This window comes from Photobacterium rosenbergii (assembly GCF_033022775.1).
GTDB classification, from domain to species: domain Bacteria; phylum Pseudomonadota; class Gammaproteobacteria; order Enterobacterales; family Vibrionaceae; genus Photobacterium; species Photobacterium rosenbergii_A.
In genome coordinates this window covers 250,653-275,081 of sequence record NZ_JAWJZI010000005.1, presented here as the reverse complement: position 1 = coordinate 275,081, position 24,429 = coordinate 250,653, and the positions used below count along the sequence as shown (strand labels likewise).

Below are 24,429 nucleotides of genomic sequence, written 5' to 3'. Positions count from 1 at the left end.
ACTAAGCAAAAGGGGAAGCCGAAATGGCTTCCCCATGTTTATAAATCTTTAGCACAGTTGGTATCTGCGTTCAGGCCGGCCGACACTGCCATAAGAGACTTCGGCACTGAGCTCATCGGTACTGACCATATATTCAAGATAGCGCCTTGCGGTTGTCCTGCTGGCACCAATTTGTTGCCCGACCTCTTCAGCATTTAGGAGGGTAGCCTGCGTACAAAATACTGCCCGGATTTTATCTAGTGTTAACCCGTCAATGCCTTTAGGCAGGCGATTTGATACTTTGGTAACACTGCCTTGCAGGCTGGTATCGTCCGTTGAGGCTTGTAACAAACCATCGACATCGCTCTGGAGCAATGAGTCGATATCGGAAAAACGTTCAAGGTGACCACGAAACTTTTGCAATGAGGCCTGCAGTCTCTCGAATACCAGAGGTTTTAATATGTAGTCGAAAATACCGCTGTGCATCGCTTGACGCAGGGTATCGACTTCAGTGGCAGCGGTGACCAGAATGACATCGGTGTTGCAGCCATTTGCACGTAGCTCTCTGAGTAACTCTAGGCCGGTTCCCGTCGGAAACTGGTTATCCAGCAGTACCAATTCTGGCGTTAGCACTTCAATTAGGTCGCGCGCTTCATCAATGCCGTGTGCGATCCCTATCACCTCGAACCCTTCTATTCGTTCAATGAAACGGCGTTGGATTTCGGCAATCTGTGGGTCATCCTCAGCGATAACAATACGAATCATGGTGGTCATGATTGCTCCTCCGTGTGCGTCGTTGAATCCTTGTCCTGGATATTTTTGTTATTGTGGTTTAGCTGTTTGGGTAGATATAAAGTAAATCGACTGCCGGTGGTTTCCGTTCCAACCTCAATAGATTCAACGGTAATGAGTCCGCCGAGATGATCAGTCAGACTTTTCACTAAATCCAACCCGATACCGTGCCCTTGCGAGGTTTTGGTTGTGTAGCCACGGGTAAAGATTTTGTCCTGATCGTCAGTTGAGATACCGGGCCCTTGGTCTTCTACTTCAAAAATCAGTTCTTTGCCAAAATCTGAAAGGACAAGAGTTACTGTGCCGCCTTTACCATGATGGGAAAGGGTCGCTTCTAATGCATTGTCTATTAGGTTCCCCAAAATGCTAACCAGTTGCTCTCGGGGCAGGGTGTCAGGCAGGGCTGACATCTGGCTGTCTTGCTCGATGACCAGTTCTAACCCTAGCTACTTGGCACGGTTGTATTTACCCAGTAGACAACCTGCCAGAATGCTATCTGAGGTCACTTCCATTAACTGCTGGATGAAAGCTTGATGGCTTGATGATTCTTGCCCAATTACAGCCAGTGCTTCATCTTTGGCATCAATCTGGATTAGCCCGGCAATAGTATGGAGTTTGTTGTTGTACTCGTGCGACTGGCTACGCAAGCTTTCGGCGTATTGCTTGATACGGGTAAGCTTGCGGCTGACTAAATCAACTTCATTTTTCAGCCTGAAACTTGAGACCACACCTGTAACCTGATCGCCTTGGAGCAGTGGGATCCGGTTAGCTATCAATAGGTGGTTGTGTAGCCAAACCTCTTGATCATACTGGGGCTCACCTTGCTCAAGCACATCGAGCATGCCGCTATCAGGTAATACCGATTGGATATGTTTACCGATGTAATTGACGTCTTCCGGCAGCTCCAATGTTTTGATTGCTGCGTGGTTGAAGGTAGTGATTTTTCCTTCGTGGTTGATAGCGACAATCCCTTCTCGAACGGTCTCAAGAGTTGCATTCCGTTCTTGGAACATCCGGCCGATTTGTTCCGGTTCTAAGTTGAAAATAGCTTTTTTGAAATGGGAAGCAAACCAGACAGCGGTAAACACACTGAAGAGGAAAGCACCACCAATGGCGAAGAACATGCTGAGGCGGTGGTTGCTCACTAATCTATCGACGGTATCGAGCATATAACCTACAGAGACGATACCAATAACCTTGGTACCGGCAGCATTGAAAACCGGTGCTTTGCCTCGCATTGACCAGCCGATACTGCCAAGGGCTTTAGATACATAGGGCTTACCATGCACAAGGGCGGGTTCATTAGTATCACCATCGTCATCCGCCATGGACTTACCAATCATATGTGGGAAGGGATGCGCTAGGCGAATACCGTCCTTATCGCCAAAAACGACAAATCGGGCTTCTGCTGAATGGGCCAGTTTGTAACTTAAAGGTTGCAGAAAATCAGAGTCTCTGGCTTCTACTGCGCGAACCACATCGGGTGAAGCCGCAATCGCGAGTGCAACCCGCATAGCTTGCTGACCGATTTGTTCATCCAACACACTATCGAGGTAGCGGATAGCAAAATGGCCAAGCATACCGGTTTGTAATACGGCAATAACACCTAAAATCAATACCATACGCCACTTTAACCTGAGGTGGCGTAACGACAGCATACGTAACATGAAGCGGGTGATTCCTTTCACCGTTAATGATGTAACGACTTTACCTGTTTTTGTGGCGACATGCTGTGAACAATATGAACAAAATGATAAATAAAGCCGTTATTCACATTAATTTTACAATCTTTAGTTTGCTCAATAGCTGCCTTACCTTTGTGTTGAAGGATAAAAACAACACTCAACGAGGAAAGAGCTATGCTTACTCAGTTTATTACCCGCAAACGTGTAACCCTACTGGCGACGATTATGGCTTCTGCAATGAGCATTGGCTCGGTGCAGGCGAAAGTCGACGAAATTCACTTCTTGGTGCCTGGTGGTGCAGGTGGAGGTTGGGATAGCACAGCGCGTGGTACCGGTGAAGCACTCTCGAAATCAGAATTGGTCGACAAAGTGTCTTATGAAAACATGTCTGGTGGTGGAGGCGGTAAGGCAATTGCCTATCTGATCAAGACGGCTGAACAGTCACAAGATACCTTGATGGTCAATTCGACTCCTATTGTTATTCGCTCCCTTTCGAAAGTTTTCCCTCAGTCATTCCGTGACCTGACCCCAGTTGCAGCGACTATTGGTGACTATGCAGCCTTTGTCGTGGCGAAAGACTCTCCGTATCAGTCTTTTAATGAACTCGCTGAAGCCTATAAGAAAAATCCTCGTTCTGTCTCTGTAGCTGGTGGTTCATCTCGTGGTGGTATGGATCACCTTGTTGCGGCATTGGCTTTCAAAGCCGCTGGTGGTGAACCACGTCGCGTAAAATACCTTGCCTATGATGCAGGCGGTAAAGCAATGGCTGGCTTGCTGTCGGGTGAAACCCAGGTGCTATCAACGGGTTTAAGCGAAGCGCTTAGCCTTGCCGAGGCGGGTGAAGTGCGCATTCTGGCCATGACCGGTGAAAGCCGTTCGCCGGTAGCACCAAATGTACCAACCCTGAAAGAGCTGGGCTATGACGCGAGCTTTGTTAACTGGCGTGGCTTCTTCGCTGCCCCGGGGATCAGCGATGAGCAGGCTGATGAGTTTGCCAGCGTGCTAGAGAAGATGTACCAAACCGATGAGTGGACAAATGTCCGAGACCGCTACGGTTGGACTGAAATCTACAAGCCACGTGAAGAGTTCGAAGTTTTCTTGCAAGAGCAGGAAAAAGAGATGGGTAACTTGATGAAAGAGCTTGGCTTTTTGAATTAACCCTACGACTTACCAACATGCAGGGTGGGCAGACGCCTGCTCTGCCCACGTCTAAAGCGAAAGATTTCAAATAATATCAATCAGGGGATACACCCATGACGCTTACCAAAGATCATATCGGCGGGCTGATCTTCTTGTGCTTCTCAGTTGGCTACGGCTATTACGCCAATCAAATACCATTGTTTCCTGGGGACGAGTACGAACCCTTCCACGCTAAATCGATGCCAACCATGCTGGCTATGTTGGGCATCTCACTATCGCTGTTGCAGTTAGTTGCCGCTCATCGAAAAAACCAAGTAAAAGCCTCTGACATGCTGTCTTTAGCTGGGCTGGATTTCAAAATTATCAGCAAGTTATTGGTTTTGATGGTGCTGTTTGCTATTGCTCTGGAATGGGTGGGTTTCCTTATTTCCACGGTTTTCTTTCTAGCCGGTGGATATTGGTTACTGGGTGAGCGTCGCCCGAAAATCCTGTTTTTGGCATCGGTGCCGTTTGCTACTGGTTTTTGGTACGTCCTGACTCAGTTGCTCGATATTTACTTAGCCCCAGGCCGCTTTTGGGCATTTATCTAAAAGGGAGAGACTTCCATGTTTGATGGAATGATGTCAGGACTGACAACGGCATTTATGCCATTTAATTTAATGATGGTGGTGGTCGGCTGCTTTGCCGGTACCTTCATCGGAATGCTACCGGGGTTAGGGCCGATTTCTGCCATTGCCTTGATGATCCCTATTACATACGGGCTGGATCCTTCATCGGGCATTATCTTGATGGCTGGTGTTTACTACGGTGCGATCTTCGGTGGCTCGACATCGTCGATTCTAATCAATGCGCCGGGCTGTGCCAGTACGGTTGTTACCGCGTTTGATGGCTATCCAATGGCGCAGCGCAAGCAGGCGGGTAAAGCGCTGGCACTGGCGGCTTACTCATCTTTTACTGGCGGTACCATTGGCGCGATTATCCTGTTGTTTGCCGCACCTGCACTTGCCAAGGTGTCACTCAGCTTCCAGTCGTCTGACTATTTTGCCTTAATGATCTTAGGCCTGACGGCTGTTGCTGCCTTCTCAGGGAAAGGGCAGGTTATCAAAGCGCTGATGATGACGGTTTTCGGCTTGATGATTGCCACAGTGGGTAATGATGTGATGTCGGGGATCCCACGTTTTACTTTTGATAACGTTAACTTGATTGATGGTATTAGTTTCTTGCTGCTGGCAATGGCGACGTTTGCCCTGACAGAAGTGATCATGACGGTATTGCGTGGCGAGCATAAAGAGAAAGAGCCGCAGATGGATATGGATTCTTTGGGCAGCATGAAGCTGAACAAAGAGGAAGTAAAACATGTCGCGCCGACTGTTGGCCGCTCTTCTGTGTTCGGGTTCTTGGTTGGGGTACTACCTGGTGCAGGTGCAACCATTGCCTCATTCTTGAGCTATGGCATGGAGCGAAACCTTGCCAGCAAAGAAGAAAAAGCCAAATTCGGCAAAGGTGCACTGCGTGGTTTGGCTGCACCAGAGTCAGCCAATAACGCCGCTTCAACAGGCTCTTTCGTGCCGCTACTGACATTGGGTATTCCAGGCTCAGGTACGACGGCGATTATGCTCGGTGCGTTGATTGCCTATGGTATTCAGCCAGGACCGCGTTTGTTTGTCGACAACCCGGATGTGTTCTGGTCGGTGATTATCTCAATGTACTTTGGCAACTTGGTTCTGCTTATTTTGAACCTACCGTTGATCCCGTATATCTCACGCCTGCTGGTGATCCCAAGGCCAATCCTGATCCCATTGATCTTGTTCTTCTCTATCACTGGCGTCTATTTGGTGAGCTTTAACACCTTCGACATTCACATGATGGTGATCATCACGATCATCGCCACTTTCTTGAAGCTGCTTAACTTCCCGATGGCACCTATGCTGCTGGGCTTTATTCTTGGCGAAATACTTGAGAAGAACCTTAGCCGTTCTCTGACCTTATCTGATGGCAGCTATGCCTTCTTGTGGGAGCGTCCACTGACGTTGTCCATCATGATTTGTGCCGTGCTGGCGTTGATGATGCCTGTGGTCAGCAACGTGTTAGATGCACGAAAAGCCAAGCGAGCTCAAATGGCAGATGACGTAGCAGCAACAGAACAGCAGTAAACACACTTTTTAACAGAAGAAATAACAATTACTACGATGGAGTCGAAGGATGCTGACACCACTAAACCAATACCGAGTGCTGGATCTGACCAATGTGCTAGCAGGGCCATTCTGTGGCCATCAGCTGGCCCACTTGGGAGCCGAAGTTATTAAGGTCGAAGTGCCGAAAAGTGGCGACTTAGCCCGCCAGTTGGGCGCTTCTCCCACATTGAACAAAGTAGGGATGGGGATTTCATTCCTCGCCCAGAATGTAGGCAAACAATCAGTTACGCTGAACTTGAAAACCGATGAAGGTAAATCCCTGTTTAAACAGTTGGTTGAAACTGCTGATGTGGTGATTGAAAACTTTCGCCCGGGTGTGATGGACAGGCTTGGTTTGGGTTATGAAGAGTTAAAAGCGGTTAATCCCAATATTATTTATTGTGCGATTTCTGGCTATGGCGCTGATGGCCCGATGCGCCATTTACCCGCATACGATCAGATTATCCAGGGGATGTCCGGGGTGATGAGCATTACCGGAGAGCCGGAAAATGCCCCTTACCGGGTGGGGTACCCAATAGCCGATACCATAGGGGGGATGACCGCTGCATTTGCCATCTGTGCTGCGTTGGCAGGCAGGGAGAAAGCGGGCGAAGGCTCATTCATCGATGTATCCATGCTGGAGTCAACATTGACCACTATGGGGTGGGCGGTTTCCAATTTTCTGGTGGCAGATAAAGCGCCTCAGCCGCTTGGCAATAACAATGTCACCGCCAGCCCGTCGGGAACCTTTAAAACAGGTGAGGGCTTGTTGAACATTGCTGCCAACAAACAGGAGCAGTTTGAAGCTTTGTGCCAACTCATTGGGCGGGACGATTTGATAGCCGATCCCCGTTTTGCCGAGCGGCAGGCGAGGCTGGAAAATCGCGAGTTACTCACCGGCCACATCGAAGCTGCCTTTGCGGTTAAATCAGCAAAAGAGTGGGAATCTGCGCTTAACCATATTGGTGTGCCTGCTGGTAGGGTGCTGAGTGTCCCACAGGCATTGGATTTACCTCAGGTACAAGGCCGTGACTTTACCGGGTGTTTTGTCGATTCCCCCGGGGTAAACCAAGACGTCCGTTATGTCAGAACTGGCTTCAAACTCGATGGTGAGCGCCCGGCAGTGACATTGCCGCCTCCTCGGTTAGGCGAGCATACCGAACAGTGGTTGACGAATCTGGGGTTGAGCAAGGAAGACATCGAGCAGTTACAAGGACAGGGGGCAATATGAGTATCGAAAGACCGCAGCAAGGAATTGGCCGTGATGTGAGCGACTGGTGGAAGACCGATATCATTGATATGTCACCGGGTGTAATTCGCTATTATGGTTACCCCATTGAAGATCTAATAGGCAATGTCAGCTTTGCCCAGATGATCTGGCTGATGGTAAGCGGTGAGCTTCCATCGCCCTCGCAGGCAAAGCTGCTTGATGCGGCGCTGATGTCTGCGGTCGATCACGGTCCTCAGGCCCCAAGTATCGCGATTGCCAGAATGGCGGCGACATGCGGTGTTGGCCTCAATAATGCCATGGCTTCGGCGGTCAATGTGTTGGGCGATGTACATGGTGGAGCGGGCGAGCAAGCCGTCGCTTTATACCAAGCTATTGCAGCCCGCTGTGGCAAAGGTGAGTCGTTGGAGGCAGCGATAGAGTTAGAGGTGACTGCGCACAAAGAGCTACACGGTAAATTCATTCCTGGCTTTGGCCATCGTTTCCATCCTGTTGATCCCCGAGCCCCGGCTTTGATGGCGCTCGTGAAGCAAGCTGCAGACAGTGGGACTGTAACCGGGCAGTTCGCCGAGATTGCCATGGGGGTAGAAAACTACCTGTTTCAGCAAAAAGGCAAACGTATTCCGATGAATATCGACGGGGCTACGGCTGTGATTTATGCCGAGCTTGGTTTTCCTGCCCCGCTTGCTAGGGGGCTGTTTTGCCTGTCTCGCTCGGTGGGGATATTAGCCCATGCATGGGAGCAAACAGGGCAGGGCGGCAGAAATAAAGGACCGATTCCGCGTAACCTGCTTTGGTCTTATGAAGGGCCTGATGCTCGCGAAATGCCTTAAAAATGAAATTACCCACTATATGGTATGATGTTCCGTACTTGGTACTGATAATATGCGGTCTGCGTGACCTTTGATGATGTTTTATTAAAATCTCGTCTATTTACCTCAGGTTGGGGGAGTGTGATGGCAACGAACGTCTGCTTGTTTGCCATTACACTTTTTTCTTTGTTATTTGTCTCTTTGTTACTTGGTTGAAAAGAAGATATCACCGTAATAAGCGGTAACCACTTGGCCGCTGTTATCGGTATCGGTCATGATGGCAATTCCATTGAGATACCGATAGGCTTTGCGATTAGCTTGCTCGCTGCCTTTGTCCCCGAATGTATTGATGAAATCCTGGTAGACATTGCGTTTTTCATTTTGCCATGTCGAAACGCTGTCAGTGGTGCCCCGTATCGCAATCATCTGCACTCTTTCCCCTGCAAAGGCGTTACTCCAGCGAGAAAAGCGTGGTTGGTTACTGGACCACACATAATTAATGGCTTTGCTGGTGGAGGAAAGCCAGTTAGAGCCGATGGCAAGATAAATCCGGGCCGCGTAGTCGTCACCGTCTTTAGTGGTTTCATTGAGCCCTTTTAATTGGTTCTCCACCCGCCATGACCAGTTGAGGTAGGGGGTTTCCTCGAGATCAATACGTATCGGTTTGGTGATGATGGTAGCGCTATTGCTGCTAGTGGCTTTGAGTACTTGCTGATCATCAAGCCAAACCCGCGAGTATTGCGTGCGCCCTTGGAAGTGTTTCACTTTCCAGGACGAAATATTCTCGTCGCTAAATTGGACTGCAGGCCGTTCAAACGTGGCAGACGCATTGAAAGCAATAAGAAGTGGCGTAAATCGTAAAAGTTTTGGCATGAAATTAATCATAGTCTCTAATGGTAGGAAATGGGTTCATACTTGAATACCGATTAACCCATTAAAACGTGACTTTTTGCTGTGCAGGAGTAAACTGGCGAGCTTTTTTATTCCTTGTATTGGAATGTGAGCCATGGATGGTGTGTAAAGAGGACAAACCATGATCCATGACCGAGCCAGCCAGATGGTGATTTTTCATACCTTAGTCGAGGTGGGGAGCTTTACCGCGGCAGCGCGCACTCTAGGCGTATCGACTTCCCACGTCAGCAAGCAGTTAGGAATGTTGGAAAGTGACTTGAACGTCAAGCTGATCCAGCGGACAACGCGCAGCTTAACCATGACAGAGGCAGGGCATCACTTTGCTACTTATGCCAAGCAGGTTGTTGCTGCAGTTAATGAAGCCAATGACAGTATGGCACTGGAGCGTGACGACGTAACCGGTGTAATTCGATTGGGGCTCTCTCAGTCTTTTGGCACTATGCATATTATCCCTGCGATAGAAAAACTGCGTCAGCTCTATCCTGATTTGCAGGTTGAGCTAAGCCTGTTTGACCACAAAGCGGATATGCTGGCTGACGGTTTGGATTTGTGGATCACCAACTTTGAGCATATTCCGGAAGGGTATGTTGCCCAGCGTTTGGCAGAGACGCGTTTTATTGTCACCGCTTCACCCAAATACCTGATTGAACACCCTGCACCCAACCATCCGTCAGAGCTTGCCAGCCATAATTGTGTGACCTACCAAAGCCGTCAGCGAGATTACAGCTGTTGGGACTTTTCCAAAGAGGGGGAGTCTTTGAGTGTGAAGGTGACAGGAAACTACCGGGTTGATTTGGCCGAAGCGGTTAGGGATGCGGCAATCGCAGGTTGGGGAGTTGCCTATCTTGCCAGTTATCTATTAACTGATGAATTTCGGGATGGAAAATTGATTCAACTATTACCTGATTGGACGGCGAATCAGACCATGCCGTTTTATGCCGTTTACCCAAGCCGCAAGCACTTACCCCGCAAGATAAGTGCAGTGATCGATTTCTTTAAACAATACATCGGTGATGCCCCTTATTGGGATGAAGCATTAAAGCCTTGGGTGAAAATCTAGAAACTGCTGATATTTCCAACAGTTGATAGCAAATAATTGTTCGCGAAGGCATAAATACTTTTTCTATTCGGCAATAATCAAAAAAGACATGCAGTTAAGTCATTTAAAATCAGGTGCTTAAACTTACCTTTATGTCGGGTGGTTTAAACGTGTAACAAACAAATAGCAAACCCGCCTTGTACGCAATCCTTTGCTCTCTAGAATGCGCGGCTCAACATTTAGAGCAAAGGTGCTAATTTCATGTCTTCCTTACTGGGTATTTTCGCCATTCTGGTTATTGCGTATCTTCTATCAACAGATCGCCGCAATATACCTGTCAGAACTGTATCACTGGCATTCGGCCTGCAAATCATTTTTGCCTTGTTGGTGCTGTATGTCCCGGCAGGTAAAGATGCCCTAAATGCAGTTACAGCAGGTGTATCCAGTGTTATCGATTATGGGCAGCAAGGAATTAGCTTTTTGTTTGGTGGTTTGGCAACCGGCAGTGTGGGGTTTGTGTTTGCCATTAATGTACTGGGCATCATCATTTTCTTCTCTGCGCTTATTTCTGCGCTTTATCATATTGGCTTGATGCCGAAAGTGATCAATGTTATCGGCGGTGCTCTTCAGCGCTTGTTGGGCACGGGCCGTGCGGAATCGCTATCCGCAACCGCTAATATCTTTGTTGGTATGGTTGAGGCACCGCTGGTGGTTAAGCCTTACTTGACAAAAATGAGTGATTCGCAATTCTTTGCTGTTATGACTTGCGGCCTCGCTTCAGTGGCAGGTGGAACCTTGGTCGGCTATGCATCCCTGGGGGTGGAATTGAACTTCCTGATTGCTGCGGCCTTCATGTCAGCCCCGGCTGGCTTGTTGATGGCAAAAATGATGGTACCACCAAGCGAGCAGAGTAATGATGAAGACGAAATCACTTCTGTTGAACTGCCTCGTGCAACCAATGTGGTTGAAGCCTTGGCAGACGGGGCTATGTCCGGCGTGCGTATTGCCGTTGCGGTAGGTGCAACGCTGCTGGCTTTCATTAGTGTGATTGCGCTACTTAACGGCCTGTTGGGTAGTGCCGGCGACTTGTTTGGTATTCAGCTGAGCTTTGAAATTATCCTTGGCTACATGTTTGCGCCGATTGCATTCCTCATTGGTGTGCCATGGAACGAGGCCTTGGTGGCTGGCTCTTTGATTGGTAGCAAGGTGGTGGTCAACGAATTCGTGGCTTTCATTCAAATGATGGAAGTGAAAGAGCAGCTGAGCGAGCACTCACAAGCGATTGTCACTTTTGCATTGTGTGGTTTTGCCAATGTTTCAACCATGGCGATCCTGATTGGTGGCTTGGGCAGCCTAGCCCCTGAGCGTCGTACCTTTATTTCGAAGATGGGTTTCCGTGCCATTGCTGCCGGTGTACTGGCAAACTTGATGAGTGCTTCTATTGCCGGTGTTATTTTGTCGATTTAACAACGGCGCCATTTTAAAACTGCCATATTATCAGCCTTCTACATTACAGGTTTGAATGGGTTATCAATAGGGGAGAACTGAGTTCTCCTCTTTTTTCATAGGGTTATATGGAATGGTACTGTATAAGCTGTTAGGTTTACTTACCTAAAAGGGGTTGCTACTGTTATCCGGCAAGTAAAATAATACTCATTGAAAAGGATGACAGAATGAAAGTGATAGCCTTCGCCGCAAGCAACAGCAGCTCCTCAATTAATAAACAACTTGTCACCTATGCCGCCTCGCAATTGGAAGGCATCAATGTTGAAGTGTTGGATCTCAATGACTTCGAGTTGCCACTATTCAGCCAAGATAAGGAAAATGAACTGGGACAACCCGCATTCGCCCATGCATTCCTTAAGAAGGTTCAATCTGCAGATGCACTGCTGATTTCATTTGCGGAACACAACGGTTCATACACAGCGGCCTATAAGAATTTGTTTGATTGGGTTTCTCGCATCGAGCCTAAAGTGTATCAAGATAAACCCGTTGTTTTGCTATCAACTTCACCAGGCCCTGGTGGTGCCAAGAACGTATTGGCAGCTGCAGAGGCATCAATGCCATTCTTCGGTGCAGAAGTGAAGGCAACACTTTCGGTACCAAGTTTCTATGAGAATTTCGATGCTGAAAATGGCGGCATTATTCATCCGCATCTTAATGACAAAGTTGTCACGACAGTACAGCTACTTCAGCAATAAATATTTGTCCTGCCCCGCTGAGCGGGCATTTGGCTCTTTATCTATGTCCTTGGATGATAAAAATGACAAGGACATCTACCTTAACTCCTTTTGAAATGAACTCCTTGATAAGTTCTGCGTCCAGAAACATGAAACTAACTGGATGCATCTCTTTCAAATTTGAAAAGTTTGTTTGGCTAAAACAATTTATGACTTTTAAATGCATTAAATAATCTATGCTAAGTTTTTGTTTAACAGAGATTAAAAATTTTTCGTTTAAGTGTTTTATAAAATATTTATATACCTTCTGTACATATTTCTTCATTTAATGTCTTGAACCTTAATGGTTGCTGAACATATAATGCCGCGAAAATAAAACAGTGTTCAATGATGGGTTACTACTTTAATGGTAAATATGGGTTTCAGGCAATAAGACATGACTATTAAATTAAAATTATCTGCATTAATCTTAAGCTTGCTTTTATGTGGGTGCGGCGGTGGCGGCGGAGGTTCTAGTGAATCTGGTTCAGCCGTGAAGCCGCTTGAAAAAGAAGAACGCGCAGCGCTATCGGCTCAAGACCTTTCCTTAACCTTTTCTGAGCGAGGCATTGCTACCCCACAGGTACATCATCAAGTCGGTGATACTGTGTTCAGTATTTCTGATGGAGAGCCCGAAGATGTCATTGCGATCGATCCCAACACAGGGTTGATAACAATACTTGCCGCGGGGGAGACTCAAGTCACTGTGGTCGACAGCAGCCGGGAGTATAAGACTTCAACCGCAAAATTTAATGTTGTGGTTGAAAAAGCGGTTAATAACGCTTTAGAGCTGTCAGATTTTACCCTTCCGACCCTCTCTAATAAGGAAATATTACTGCCTTTCCTCGGCAGTAAAGGTGACGTATCGGTTGAGTTTAGGCCAGAGGGGCTAGTGAGCTTTGACCCAAAAACGGGGATCATCTCTGCAGTAGGCATTCCCGGCGAGGTTGAAGTAATCGTTACCGATAGTGGCGATCGAAATTACCGAGAAACGATTAAATCTTCCACCATTTCGATTGAGGCGCTTGCCCCTGATTCGCTCGTATTCTCGTCGTTGGAGCGTCCATTCAAGACCGGTTTAACGCTGAGCCCCATCCAAGTAGGTGGTCCTGATGGGGGACGTTTTCAATATGAATTGGTAGAGGGAGATGAGGCCGACCCTGTTATCTCGGTATCAGCAGACTCAGGTTTGATAACCGTCCTGAAAGTGGGTGAAGCTAAGGTCAAAGCGACGCAATACTTAGGCGATGAATATGGTAATGCACGGCAGGAAGCCTATTTCAATGTTCGTATTGGGCTTGGACAGCGAGCTGACTTGTCCGTAGAGGATACCGTCTTGTTGTTTGACCGGAGTGAGCTATTTACGCCTGCGGTAAACAACAATATCGCCCCGGTTCGCTATGAGATCCTTAGCGGTGAGGATGTGGTAGAAGTTGATGCTCAAACCGGGTTGCTCCGTATGTTGGGGGTAGGCCAAGCCGAAGTGAAAGCTATCGATGATCTGGATGCCAACTATGCCGCGGAAGAACGCCAGTTCAAGGTAAGTGTGGCTCCGGCGGTACACCCAGGCATTAAGGCCGGGGAAGTGACCTATACCTATTCGCAGGCGAAGTTGGTAACCCCGACTTTAGAAGGGCAAATCGGTGATTTGTCCCTAAGCGGAGACACGAATGTCGTTTCGTTGAATGGCAACAAGTTAACAGTGCTGCGGGCCGGTGTAGCTAAGCTCACCGCAATCGATGATGGTGGCGACAATTTCCAGCCTTCAGCTCCAGCCTTGCTGACCGTTAACGTGCTTAAGGCTCCGCATCCCGGTTTTACTGTTAGCAACCTGACGACCACATACTCTCCGGATCGTTGTGAACAGGCAAGCTTTGAGGCTCAGGTTGGAGCACTGCTGGTTACCCCTGTATCAGGTAACGATAGCGATATTGCAGAATACGATTCAGCAAGAGACTGTTTTTTGCTCAAGCGCAGCGGCATTGCCAATTTCAATGTTGTACGTGAAGAAAGCGAAAACTATTTTGCGTCAGAACCCAAGCGCATGAGTGTTGTCATCCATGCGGCTGATTCTCGGTTGCTTGTGGGGGACGATCTATCACGAACATTTACCGCAGGCCAGCCTATTGTGCATGCCCCTGCAGTGAGTGGTGGAACTGGTAATTTAAGCTTTAAGTTGCTTGAGGAGAAAAGTGAAAGCGGTGTTATTGCTGTCAATGAATCAAACGGCGACATCACTATCCTTAATGCCGGGCATGCCGTTGTTGAGGTCTCTGACGCTGGCGATGAACTCTATGGCCCTGCGACTACTTCGTTTGCCGTGAAGATCGACAAGGCGGTAAACCCAGTGACGGTGACTTACCCCGATACGGTCTATTCGCAAGATGGGGAAATTATACCGACAATCGAAAACCTCAAAGGGACCATTAGTTTTCGTGTGTATGAAGCAGATACCTCACCGGTGACCGTAACGAGCACCGGCACAGTGAAAATGCACTCGACAGGTTCGTTCTTTGTCTACTTTGATGCGGCGGAATCGCGAAATTACTTAGCCGCTTCTGGTTATGCCGGTGCGTTTATCGACAAGGCCGAGCATCCTGGCTTTGCTGTTCGCCGTGATGCGCTGGAATACGAGCCATTGAAAAAAGTCACACTCGATCTTGCTGCTGAATACGGAGCAAGAAGCTACAGCTTGCAAAGTGTCACCGGAGGCTGGGTAGGTCAGTACCTGAGTGTTGAACCCAATACCGGGGAGCTCTCCTTGCTGGACTATGCGCCGTCCACGTCTTTTTCTTTGCAAGTGAGTGAGCAAGAAAGCGAGTTCTACAAACCTGTGGGGCCGGTGTTAGCCAGTTTTATGTCAGTTGTGCCCCCTGCAAAGGGAAAAGCCAGTCGAGATGTGAGCCTTTCTAATGTGTTCAATGTGTTAGAGAGCACTATCGATGACAGCAAAACGCCATATCATGAGACGGAGCTTCGTTTTGCGGGGGCAAAAGTCATGCAGCCAACCATGGAGGAAATCCAAAAGTTGGGGGTGGGTAAAGCGTTGTCCGTTGATGTGATCTCAGCAGAACCCATTGGGGATACCGGGCATCAACGTGTAGAGACAGTGCGTATATATGTTCAGCGTTATGAGGGGTGCGCAACATCCGTGAATATCTTGAACTTGGCTGAATTAGCGGCACAGAAGCAAGCATTGCCTTTGCATAAATCAAACTACTGCCTGTTTGGGCCGACAAACCGTCTTGTTACCTATACGGTTGTCGACAAGTCATTGATAGACAGGTACGATTTTTACGATGGCGAGTGGGATACCGTGCAGCCTTTTGTCATTTACCGAACCGCGGATATGCCGTCGGAAGAGACGGGGTATATTGAAGAGCAGGTCATTGAGTGGGATCGGGTTGAGTTGAAGCTAACGCGCGACTAACTTGAAGATGGCGATAATTTGAAAAACAGCGGCTCAGTAAGCCGCTGTTTTTTTGTCATTTAACTTTTCATTTTAAGTGGCGGGATATTCCAGTTAAGCAAGCGGAACGACGTGTTTTCGAAGAAATTAAATGAAATATTAAGATTATTTCTATTTTGCTGAACTGCTTCAAATCTCTCTCTTTGCGTTTGCCATTAGCCTGCGGTTTTTATTTACTTTCGCGCAGACAAATCACTCTTCCGAGAAAAGCAGGAAAACAATGACGCCACGTAAATTTGCGGTTGATGATGGCTCAACCAACGTTAAAGTAAGTTGGATTGAACAAGGTGAACTACATACCGTTATCTCTCCTAATTCGTTCCGTAAAAACTGGAAAAGTGCCGCACTAAGAAAAGACAAGAAGATCTTTAACTATACGATTGGCTCAACCAAATATACCTACGACATGACCTCAGACAAGGCACTGGAAACAACGCATGTCGACTACCAGTATGATGATTTGAACCTGTTGTCTGTCCATCATGCTTTATTACAAACTGGCATTGCACCAGGACCAGTAAAATTGGTGGTGACCCTGCCTATTACGGAATACTACAACGCTGAAGACTGTCAGAAGAACGAAGATAAAATTGCCCGTAAGCGTGACAATTTGATGCGCCAGATTGAGCTTAACAAAGGCGAGTTGTTTGAAATCGTTGATGTAGAGGTGATGCCGGAAAGCTTACCTGCGGTGCTTTCTACCCTGACTATGCAGTCTGTTAGCCAGTTTAACCGTTCTCTGGTGATTGATATCGGTGGTACAACATTGGATATGGGCGTGATTGTCGGTGAGTTTGATGATGTGTCGGCCATCTACGGGAATAATGAAATCGGTGTATCCATGGTGACGGATGTGGCGCGCAAGTCGCTGGCCGTTGCTGACAGTGATTCAAGCTATCTGGTGGCAAACGAGCTTATCAAGCAACGTGATAACCTAGATTTTGTTCGCGAGGTGGTCAATGACGAAAGCCAGATCTCAGTCATTCTCGACAAAATTGAAACAAAAATTGATGAATTGGGTAAGCAAGTTGCTTACGAGGCAAAGAAGTTTGCCAAGAACCCAAATCGTGTCTATTTGGTTGGCGGTGGAGCTAGCTTAATCTATCCGGCTGTGAAAAAAGCCTATGAGACCTTGGGCGAGCGAGTCGTGCTGGTGGAAGAGCCACAAGAAGCCTTGGCCCGCGAACTGTGCTTGTACCATGCAGACGGCGAGGCCGTGAACATGCCTGTGCAAGAGGCTGTCAATGGCTGATCGTTTGAAGCGGATTAATTATTCGATTTACCTCGACCCGCTGAACAACCCGGCTGATCTTTATGCGAGTAAAATCCTTCATCAATGGGCTGATGATTTTTCGCGCTTGAAAGCTGAGTCGCCAGAAGAAAACGGGTTGGCATTAATCAATGCACGGAATGTTCAGAAACAGGTCTATCTAAGTGGCTTGTTTCTGCACTTATTGAATCCTGAATTGTCCCAGCAACTGAGTTTGCAGGTGACGGAATCGCAGGTGTCGGCTTCCACATTAGAGAGAACCCTGAATGGATTGGGCCTTTTAGTTAAAGAGTTTGAGCCGGAGGCCAGCCAACAGGCACAGAGTGAAATGCTTGAGGCGATGAAAGCCTCAATTGTCGAGCACATTCAAACTGAAGCAAGCCATACCCGTGAGCTGTTGTCTCAAAAGCAGGCATCACAAGTGCAGCAACCACCACAGCCAGAGTTGTTGAAGCGGGTAGAGGAACAATCGCAAGAGATTGCTGAGCTGAAGAGATTACTCACAGCTCAGACCGAATTGATCCGTAACTTAGCTAATGGCAGTGTTGGGGCTCAACAGGAGCAATCAACACAAGAGAAGAATGAAACGCCTGTTGTTGATCTCAATGAGCGCCTAGCCCATGTGCAGAAGATCAAGAAGAAAGGGATTTTCTAGCAATATCCTCCTGCTGCAAATTAAGGTAAAAGTACACGCTTTAGGCGTGTACTTTTGTATTGGGTTTTGCTTAAATTTCTATGGCTGTATTAAGCCGTCACAGTGTTAAATGAAACATCGTTACGCTGCTTTCTCTGAATATCTTTCCATACCAAAGGCACAACAATCGCTGCCAGTAGAATGTTCGATAGCGGCACCGACAGCCAAACACCATTGACACCAAGCCATTGCGGCAAAAAGTACAGGAATGGTAATTGCACCAGCATGTTACCTGCAGAAATCCCGAGCGCCTTCCCGTCTTGGTTAACCGACATGAAGTAAACGGAGGCTAGGGCAATAAAGCCGTCCAGGAACATAGCAAACAGATGCAGGCGCAGCCCATTGACTGTTTCAGTGGCAAGAGCAGGGGCACCGTTGCTGAACAAGCTTACCAAGGTATTTGGGAACAGGTTCAGGAAGATAACTGAACCGACTCCAGTGAGTACAACCACTTTGCTGGCAAGAATGAGCGTTGCCCGGATCTTTTTGCCATGGCCTGCACCATAGTAATAGCTGACTGGTGGTTGCATACCGCTGGCGATACCTTCCGCCAGTAGGTAGTACATAGTCATCAAGTAGCCAACAATGGCAAATGCCCCGACATGGACGGCGCTGCCGTAATCCATGAAAAGCTTGTTGTGTACGGCAATAATAAAGCTGAAATAGACGTACATGAACAAGCTGGATGTACCCAGGCTTACCGCATTGGCGGCGATACGGAAGTTAAATCTCAGTGTGCTTAAATTGAGTCTTAGCTTTGAGTAATGCGTAAAAAAATAGCCTACCGCCACAATGGTGATAGAAATCTGGGCAATGATTGTCGCAATCGCAGCCCCTTTAAGCCCCATGTCCAATTGGGCAATGAGAATATAATCGAGGATGATATTAATTACTGCACCCGCCATCATCAGCGCGGTTGAGAAGTTAGGGCTATCATCGTTACGAATGAGCATGGGCAGGGCACCTGCGGCGATCGTAAATACCGCTCCCCAAGTGAAGACTTCGATATAGGCGCTGCCCATTGCCAAAGGTGCTCCTGTTGCGCCCTGAGCGAGCAACAGGGATGGTGCAATCATGGTGAGTAATGCCATCACCAATAAACCAAAGATAGCGATCAGACCCAGACCAGTTGATAGTGCCTGATGCGCTTTGGTTTGGTTGCCTTCACCTTTGTAGATCGAAATTAGGCTGCCTGTGCCCATGCCAACAAGCAAGCCGAGACCAGCAATCAGGCCGATGATAGGCCAGGCCATATTGATACCAGCCAAGCCTTCAAAACCAATATAGTGGCCAACAAATATACCATCAATGACTTGGTACAGGCCGTTAACCAACATGGCGGCAACGGAAGGAATTGCATATCGCCAGAATGTTTTACTGATACTCTTGTTATCGATTCTGTTGTTTGACTGTGGTGACGCTTGGGTGCTGTTCTCTTGCATAGGGATATCTGGCTTTTATGACTTTGGAGTTATTATCGCTATTTTAAAGATTGGTTGAAGTTAGTATCTATCCGCTTTTCGGATGGGTTAAAATGGTAGAGTATCGAATGACAGTGAGATGAACAGTGTGAATTGGACGATAGATCAACTGGACGCTTTTGTTTGTGCAGTGCAACAAGGGTCTTTTTCAGCCGCAGCCCGTCACCTGGGTAAAGCCCAATCTAGAGTGAGTAACGCTATTAGCAATCTTGAACTGGATTTAGGGTTTGAGTTGTTTGATCGGAGTGCCCGGTTACCGGTATTAACTCCCGCAGGTGAAGAGATGTACATTGAAGCCCAGACGGTACTTGCGCAGTGCCAGCGATTATCGGCCAGAGCCATGACCGTATCTTCGGGTGAGGAGTCGACGTTTACCATTGCAATCGATGAAGCAGTGCCGATTACCGCGTTCGAGAGTTTGTTTGCTTTGCTGTCAGAGCGCTACCCACTGCTGAAACTGACGATTATTAATGGCTCGCAGCAAGACATTGCCCAGTGGGTGGAGGCTGAAAAGGCTGATCTTGGGGTGCTGTTTCACCAAGATGTCTTACCTGAGAGTTTGGAATTTACTTCAATAGGCCAGTTTAAACATGCCTTGATTGTGTCAAGAGCACACCCCCTGGCAAAGATCTCTATCCCAGAAATTGCTGATCTAACCCGGTACAGGCAGCTAGTGATTCGCGATCGGATGGGGATAGGCAAGGCGAAACCTATCTCTTCAAATTACTGGCATATTGATTCCTATTACTTGATTTCCTCCATGGTGATTCGTGGCATAGGCTGGGCATTAGTTCCGGAGCACGTTGCGAAGGAAATATGGTATGTCGATGAACTGGTGGAGTTATCCTGTGAAGAAATCCCTGAGCCTCTAATGGTTGAGATGGGGGTAGTTAAGCGCAGGGACAAGGGAGTCGGCCAAGTGATGAATTGGATGTATGACGAGTTGGCAAAAATATTTTAGTTGTGTATCAATTTCTAGTTATCTTTATTAAACAAATTGTTGCTGCTAATGTCGTACTTATAACAAAGCAAAATATAAAAAAGTAGAGTAAAGCCAAGTTATGACCGTTGAATCACCGTCAAATACGACCCAAGTTAACTCTCAGCCATTACCCCTTATCCTTGCGGGGCCAATATTGCGCAAGGTAACACCCAAGGAGCTGACGTTGTGGTTTGCGGTCTCAAGTCCGCTTGAAGGTCGCTTTGTGCTTTATCAGCGAGCCGACCAAGCACAGCTTTATTCCGGTGATCTTTCGCAGGGCAAACATATCCAAATCGGTGAGCGGGCTTGGGTTTACCAAGTTACTTTTTTCGGTGAGTTTCCTGCTGATACACCATTGGAATATCAGGTTGAAACACAGCATGGTTTAGTCACTGAACTCATTCCTGATCTGCTTTATGACGGTGAATCTCGCCCGGCCTTTATCATCAAAACCCAAGCCGACTATGTGATGCACGGCTCTTGCCGAAACCCGCATTATCCGAGCAAAGACAGCTTAGTCGCGGCTGATGTTAAAGTGGCAGGCCAAGATATTCTTGAGAGGCCATCACTACTAATGATGAGTGGTGATCAGATCTATGCCGATCATGTTGCCGGCCCAACGCTTGATAGTATTGAGCAGGTTATTGAGTTACTCGGGCTTTATGGTGAGGAATTCGGTAAGGCGCCGGTCAACAACACGCAGGAGCTGTTTTGCCATGCTAATAATTTCTATGGCAGGGAGCAGCTTTTACCCCATTATCTAGAAGGGGGTAACGAGCTTCTTGAGCGCATTCCCTTCGTCGCAAACTGGCTGAAGCGAAGGTCGCCGGTGTTCAGCTCTCGAGAAGCGGGTAACCACCTGATCAATCTGAGTGAGTTCAATGCCATGTATTTGTTGGTATGGTCGCCGGAGCTGTGGAGGTTGGTCGATAACGCAAGACTGGAGAACAACCACTTCCAGTGGCAAGGCAATACCCTAGAGGAGAAATGGCAGACGCTATGGGCCGAAGAGAAAGTCCAGATTGATCTGTTTGTTGAGGGATTATCACAAGTACGTCGGTTGATGGCGCATATTCCAACCTATATGATCTTTGATGACCATGACATAACAGACGACTGGAATCTGACTGTGGGGTGGGAGCAAGCAGCCTATCATAATCATTTCTCTCGGCGGATCATCGGTAACGGTTTAATCAGCTATTGGTTATGCCAGGGTTGGGGAAATGCCCCGGAGAGCTTCGACGAGACGTTTCACAACCATGTAAATGCCTATTTCGAGCTTCCCACCAGTGATAGCCAAGACAGTTTGATTGATTATCTCTATCGCTTTGAACAGTGGCATTATACCATCGATGTCACGCCTAAAATGCTGGTACTGGATACCCGTACCCGTCGCTGGCGCTCAGAGTCCAAGATGAACAAACCCTCAGGTTTAATGGACTGGGAAGCCCTCTGCGAGCTGCAGATGTCTTTGCTCAACGAGCCCGCCGTGATCCTGGTTTCGGCCGCACCGATGTTCGGGGTCAAGTTTATAGAATCGCTACAGCGCGGGATGACATGGCTAGGACAGCCATTGCTAATCGACGCCGAAAACTGGATGGCACACCCAGGCTCGGCCAATACCTTGATCAGTATTTTTACCCATACCAAAACTCCAACCAACTTTGTTATTCTCTCTGGCGATGTCCACTATTCGTTCGCCTACGACCTCAAGCTGCGCTCTAGAAACTCTGCTCCCAGCATTTACCAGATCACCTCAAGTGGGTTAAAAAACGAGTTTCCCAACACGTTACTGCGGTTCTGTGATTTCATGGACCGTATATTATATAGCCCTCGTTCTCCTTTGAATTGGCTCACCAAGCGCAAGCGCCTTAAAATCTTCAAGCGTGATCCTGATTTGCCGGGGGATCATCGCCTGGTCAACCGCAGTGCTATCGGAGAAGTCAGGCTGGATGCCGACGGTAAGCCTGTTGATATTGCTATCTTGACGGCTGAAGGGCAGAGGGTGAGCTTTCCTCCAATTAACGCTAAGTAAATTACTGACCTATATTTCTAAGTGATATTTCAAAGAAATAACAAGAGAAGGGGAAGTCAATGGCGGAAAATTGGAAAAAGCAATTAGTGGTGGGGGGGATGTCTGTTGCCTTAATGCTAGGAGCTAGCAGTGCATGGGCAGGTTGGAAGTTAGACAGCACTCACTCCTCGGTTGGGTTCTCGTCGGTTAAAAACGATAGCGTGATGGAGCAACACGTTTTTCGCAACTTGAGTGGCTCTATTTCTGATAGTGGTGATGTATCTTTGTCGATTGACTTAACCAGTGTAGATACCAAGATCCAGATCCGTGATGAGAGAATGAAGAAAGAGCTCTTTAATACCGAAGAGTACCCGCTTACTACGGTTGAAGCTAAAGTGGATGGAGATGCTATTAGTGGATTGAGTGCCGGACAAACACTGGTGCAAGATGTTGAGTTTAAACTCGATCTGCATGGCAAGGAAGAAGCGCTGAAGGCCAAAGTTCAAGTGACAGGGCTAGACGGTGGCGGCTTGTTGGTGTCGACGATTAGTCCAGTTGAAGTGCAGGCAGGCACCTTCGGCCTTGATACCGGGGTTGGTAAGCTCAGAGATATCGCAAAGCTCAACTCGATTCTGTTAACAGTACCCGTTAATGCAAACTTGGTGTTTGTTGCGGAGTAGGCAAACACTTCAGTGTTGATAGTTTATTCCCAGTAGGTTGTACCTACAACCAATACCCGTAGTACATCTTTTTTCAAAGCCGGCCATTGTCGGCTTTTTTTATCGGTGTTACTTTGCTAATTCAAGGACATGTTGAAAGGGATTGAAATGAAAACAGTTATCGTCGAAAAACAAGTTGTTGTGCCAAATAAAGTGGTGTGTGTTGGCCGTAATTATGTGGCCCATATTCATGAGTTAGGCAACGAAGTCCCAGATGAGATGGTACTCTTCATCAAGCCTAACTCGGCGATTGCTGAAGAACTGTCATCCTCCCACCGCTGTGATGAACTTCACTACGAGGCTGAGCTTTCTTTTCTTTTTCGCAATGGCCGCTTTGATGCCGTGGCTGTGGGGTTAGATCTCACTAAGCGTGGAGTACAAAGCAAGCTAAAAGAAAAAGGGCTTCCTTGGGAGCGTAGTAAAGCGTTTGATGGTTCAGCCCTGTTTAGCGAGTTTGTCCCTTTGCCCTCAGAGGCGCTGGGAGAGCTAGGCTTACGTTTGTATATTGATGGTGAGGTGATCCAGGAAGGAAATATCTCCCTGATGATTTATTCGCCTGATGTGATTTTGCAAGAAGTACAAACCTTCATGACGCTTAATGATGGTGATATTGTGATGACAGGTACACCATCTGGTGTGGGTAAAGTACAAGCCGGGAGTCAGTTTGAGGCTCAGGTAACGGCGGGTGAAGAGGTTATCGTTTCAACGCAATGGGTTGCCAAGTAAGACGTTGAATAAACTACGTCATATCGAAAGAGAAAGCCTAAGCGTGTTTGATAAAGAAAAAATTGTAAAGCTAGCTAATGTGAAGATGCCGTTTGGTAAGTATGCAGGAAGGGTCATTATCGATCTGCCGGAAGAGTACTTGCTGTGGTTCCAGAAAAAAGGCTTTCCTGAGGGGGAACTGGGTTTACTGATGGCATTAGCCCTCGAGATGAAAATTGAAGGGCTGGAGAGCGTTATACGTCCATTGAGACGGGATTAATACGTTAGCAAAGCAGAAAGGAATTTTGTGGAAATATCGATTAGACACTACGAGAAAACGGACAATGCTGATTTGTTCGAGATTTACCGCCTACCGGAAGTCACGGCGAATACTTCACAACTGCCGTATATCAACTCGGATAAGGTAGAGCAGTTGTTTGATAACCCTGAAAATTACACGCTGGTCGCTGAAGTCGATGAAAAGGTCGTTGGTCACGTTACCTTGTTTTTGACCAACAAAGTCAGGGATAGGCATGCGGCTTTCTTGGCGATAGCCGTGCATCCTTCGTGCCACGGTAAAGGGGTAGGACGATACCTTATGGAGCAAGCTGTTGAGCAAGCTGACAACTGGCTAAATTTGATCCGTCTTGAGCTTGAAGTCCATGTGGATAACGAAGTGGCATGTGCGCTGTATCAAAAAGTGGGCTTTGAAACCGAAGGGATCAAGCGACTGAGTACGTTCAAGGCGGGTAGGTATATTGATATGGTGCTGATGTCGCGGATCAGGCCGGATTATGCCTCTAACGGTTAATCGAGTCGAAGCTGAAGAAAATCCCTGCCTCTATATGTTAATACAAAAAGAGCAAGTCACAGACTCGCTCTTTTGGAGCACTTTGATGACAGCAGCATCGAGAGCTAGAGCACAATAATCTCATTGGCAAGCTCGCCTTCTTCATCATTTAAGTTAAGGCTATCGGGGCAGTTTGCCAATAGCTCTTCATCTGTTGGTACGACAATTGTTGTATTGTTCAGTAAATCCATAGTTACACACCTTGTATAGCGCTATGGCAGAGGCCCATAGCCAGTTTATCCTCAAGAGGACTTCCATTACTTAA

Annotated in this window: 23 protein-coding genes; 17 read left to right on the top strand and 6 right to left on the bottom strand. The window is 47.6% G+C overall.

Going from position 1 to position 24,429, the window contains the following annotated elements; translation table 11 throughout:
- Nucleotides 1-48: 48 nt before the first annotated feature.
- From R2X38_RS14835 to R2X38_RS14825, 3 genes are read right to left on the bottom strand one after another with little or no spacing between them, the layout of a single operon-like run.
- A complete protein-coding gene (locus R2X38_RS14835) occupies nt 49-753 on the bottom strand; it encodes a response regulator (RefSeq protein ID WP_317523076.1) in 705 nt (234 codons plus the stop codon).
- The gene (locus tag R2X38_RS14830) at nt 750-1,181 is read right to left on the bottom strand and encodes a sensor histidine kinase (RefSeq protein WP_317523075.1); all 432 of its coding nucleotides are present in this window, start codon (nt 1,179-1,181) and stop codon (nt 750-752) included. The genes R2X38_RS14835 and R2X38_RS14830 overlap by 4 nt, the downstream gene beginning before the upstream one ends.
- A 36-nt stretch (nt 1,182-1,217) precedes the next feature.
- Nucleotides 1,218-2,438, bottom strand: a complete 1,221-nt coding sequence (locus R2X38_RS14825; RefSeq protein ID WP_317523074.1) for a sensor histidine kinase — start codon at nt 2,436-2,438, stop codon at nt 1,218-1,220.
- Between the two features lie 192 nt (nt 2,439-2,630).
- Between R2X38_RS14825 and R2X38_RS14820 the strand changes: the two genes are divergently transcribed.
- The 5 genes from R2X38_RS14820 to R2X38_RS14800 all read left to right on the top strand — a co-directional run bounded on the left by R2X38_RS14820 (nt 2,631) and on the right by R2X38_RS14800 (nt 7,831).
- Complete coding sequence (locus R2X38_RS14820; protein ID WP_317523073.1) at nt 2,631-3,614, top strand: tripartite tricarboxylate transporter substrate binding protein; 984 nt, start codon at nt 2,631-2,633, stop codon at nt 3,612-3,614.
- Between the two features lie 95 nt (nt 3,615-3,709).
- Complete coding sequence (locus R2X38_RS14815) at nt 3,710-4,186, top strand: tripartite tricarboxylate transporter TctB family protein (RefSeq protein WP_317523072.1); 477 nt, start codon at nt 3,710-3,712, stop codon at nt 4,184-4,186.
- A gap of 15 nt (nt 4,187-4,201) precedes the next feature.
- Complete coding sequence (locus R2X38_RS14810; protein WP_317523070.1) at nt 4,202-5,749, top strand: tripartite tricarboxylate transporter permease; 1,548 nt, start codon at nt 4,202-4,204, stop codon at nt 5,747-5,749.
- A 49-nt stretch (nt 5,750-5,798) separates the two neighbouring features.
- Nucleotides 5,799-7,001 carry a CaiB/BaiF CoA-transferase family protein gene (locus tag R2X38_RS14805; RefSeq protein WP_317523068.1) on the top strand — a complete coding sequence of 401 codons (1,203 nt, stop codon included), beginning with the start codon at nt 5,799-5,801 and terminating at the stop codon, nt 6,999-7,001.
- Entirely contained in the window at nt 6,998-7,831 is an 834-nt protein-coding gene (locus R2X38_RS14800; RefSeq protein WP_317523067.1) for a citryl-CoA lyase, read from the top strand. Before R2X38_RS14805 ends, R2X38_RS14800 begins: the two co-directional genes overlap by 4 nt.
- Before the next feature lie 183 nt (nt 7,832-8,014).
- Here the strand turns inward: R2X38_RS14800 and R2X38_RS14795 are convergent, their stop codons facing one another.
- Nucleotides 8,015-8,683 (bottom strand): DUF3047 domain-containing protein, encoded by a 669-nt coding sequence (locus R2X38_RS14795; protein WP_317523066.1) that lies wholly within the window; start codon nt 8,681-8,683, stop codon nt 8,015-8,017.
- A gap of 160 nt (nt 8,684-8,843) precedes the next feature.
- Between R2X38_RS14795 and R2X38_RS14790 the strand changes: the two genes are divergently transcribed.
- The 6 genes from R2X38_RS14790 (at nt 8,844) to R2X38_RS14765 (ending at nt 17,374) form a co-directional block, all read left to right on the top strand.
- Complete coding sequence (locus R2X38_RS14790) at nt 8,844-9,782, top strand: LysR family transcriptional regulator (RefSeq protein WP_317523065.1); 939 nt, start codon at nt 8,844-8,846, stop codon at nt 9,780-9,782.
- 240 nt (nt 9,783-10,022) lie between these two features.
- Nucleotides 10,023-11,228 (top strand): NupC/NupG family nucleoside CNT transporter, encoded by a 1,206-nt coding sequence (locus R2X38_RS14785; protein WP_317523064.1) that lies wholly within the window; start codon nt 10,023-10,025, stop codon nt 11,226-11,228.
- Between the two features lie 206 nt (nt 11,229-11,434).
- Nucleotides 11,435-11,962, top strand: a complete 528-nt coding sequence (locus tag R2X38_RS14780; RefSeq protein WP_317523063.1) for an NADPH-dependent FMN reductase — start codon at nt 11,435-11,437, stop codon at nt 11,960-11,962.
- A gap of 415 nt (nt 11,963-12,377) precedes the next feature.
- On the top strand, nt 12,378-15,410 hold the full coding sequence (locus R2X38_RS14775; RefSeq protein WP_317523062.1) for a cadherin repeat domain-containing protein: 3,033 nt from the start codon (nt 12,378-12,380) through the stop codon (nt 15,408-15,410).
- Between the two features lie 259 nt (nt 15,411-15,669).
- On the top strand, nt 15,670-16,701 hold the full coding sequence (gene parM / locus R2X38_RS14770) for a plasmid segregation protein ParM domain-containing protein (protein WP_317523061.1): 1,032 nt from the start codon (nt 15,670-15,672) through the stop codon (nt 16,699-16,701).
- A complete protein-coding gene (locus tag R2X38_RS14765) occupies nt 16,694-17,374 on the top strand; it encodes a hypothetical protein (RefSeq protein ID WP_317523060.1) in 681 nt (226 codons plus the stop codon). The genes parM and R2X38_RS14765 overlap by 8 nt, the downstream gene beginning before the upstream one ends.
- 89 nt (nt 17,375-17,463) lie before the next feature.
- On the opposite strand, the gene R2X38_RS14760 is transcribed toward R2X38_RS14765, so the two are convergent.
- Complete coding sequence (locus R2X38_RS14760; protein ID WP_317523059.1) at nt 17,464-18,855, bottom strand: MATE family efflux transporter; 1,392 nt, start codon at nt 18,853-18,855, stop codon at nt 17,464-17,466.
- A 127-nt stretch (nt 18,856-18,982) separates the two neighbouring features.
- Here R2X38_RS14760 and R2X38_RS14755 point away from each other — a divergent pair, with 127 nt between their 5' ends.
- From R2X38_RS14755 to R2X38_RS14730, 6 genes are all read left to right on the top strand, one after another.
- On the top strand, nt 18,983-19,855 hold the full coding sequence (locus R2X38_RS14755) for a LysR family transcriptional regulator (protein WP_317523261.1): 873 nt from the start codon (nt 18,983-18,985) through the stop codon (nt 19,853-19,855).
- A 100-nt stretch (nt 19,856-19,955) separates the two neighbouring features.
- Nucleotides 19,956-21,911: an alkaline phosphatase D family protein gene (locus tag R2X38_RS14750; protein ID WP_317523058.1), complete on the top strand. Its 1,956-nt coding sequence runs from the start codon at nt 19,956-19,958 to the stop codon at nt 21,909-21,911.
- A 59-nt stretch (nt 21,912-21,970) separates the two neighbouring features.
- Entirely contained in the window at nt 21,971-22,570 is a 600-nt protein-coding gene (locus tag R2X38_RS14745; RefSeq protein WP_317523056.1) for a YceI family protein, read from the top strand.
- Between the two features lie 147 nt (nt 22,571-22,717).
- Nucleotides 22,718-23,335: a fumarylacetoacetate hydrolase family protein gene (locus tag R2X38_RS14740; RefSeq protein ID WP_411185259.1), complete on the top strand. Its 618-nt coding sequence runs from the start codon at nt 22,718-22,720 to the stop codon at nt 23,333-23,335.
- Nucleotides 23,336-23,378: 43 nt separating this feature from the next.
- Nucleotides 23,379-23,594 (top strand): DUF3820 family protein, encoded by a 216-nt coding sequence (locus R2X38_RS14735; protein ID WP_039469726.1) that lies wholly within the window; start codon nt 23,379-23,381, stop codon nt 23,592-23,594.
- Between the two features lie 27 nt (nt 23,595-23,621).
- Nucleotides 23,622-24,125, top strand: coding sequence for a GNAT family N-acetyltransferase (locus R2X38_RS14730; RefSeq protein ID WP_317523054.1), 504 nt, complete (start codon nt 23,622-23,624; stop codon nt 24,123-24,125).
- A 104-nt stretch (nt 24,126-24,229) separates the two neighbouring features.
- On the opposite strand, the gene R2X38_RS14725 is transcribed toward R2X38_RS14730, so the two are convergent.
- Complete coding sequence (locus tag R2X38_RS14725) at nt 24,230-24,355, bottom strand: hypothetical protein (protein WP_317523053.1); 126 nt, start codon at nt 24,353-24,355, stop codon at nt 24,230-24,232.
- Nucleotides 24,356-24,429 lie beyond the last annotated feature (74 nt).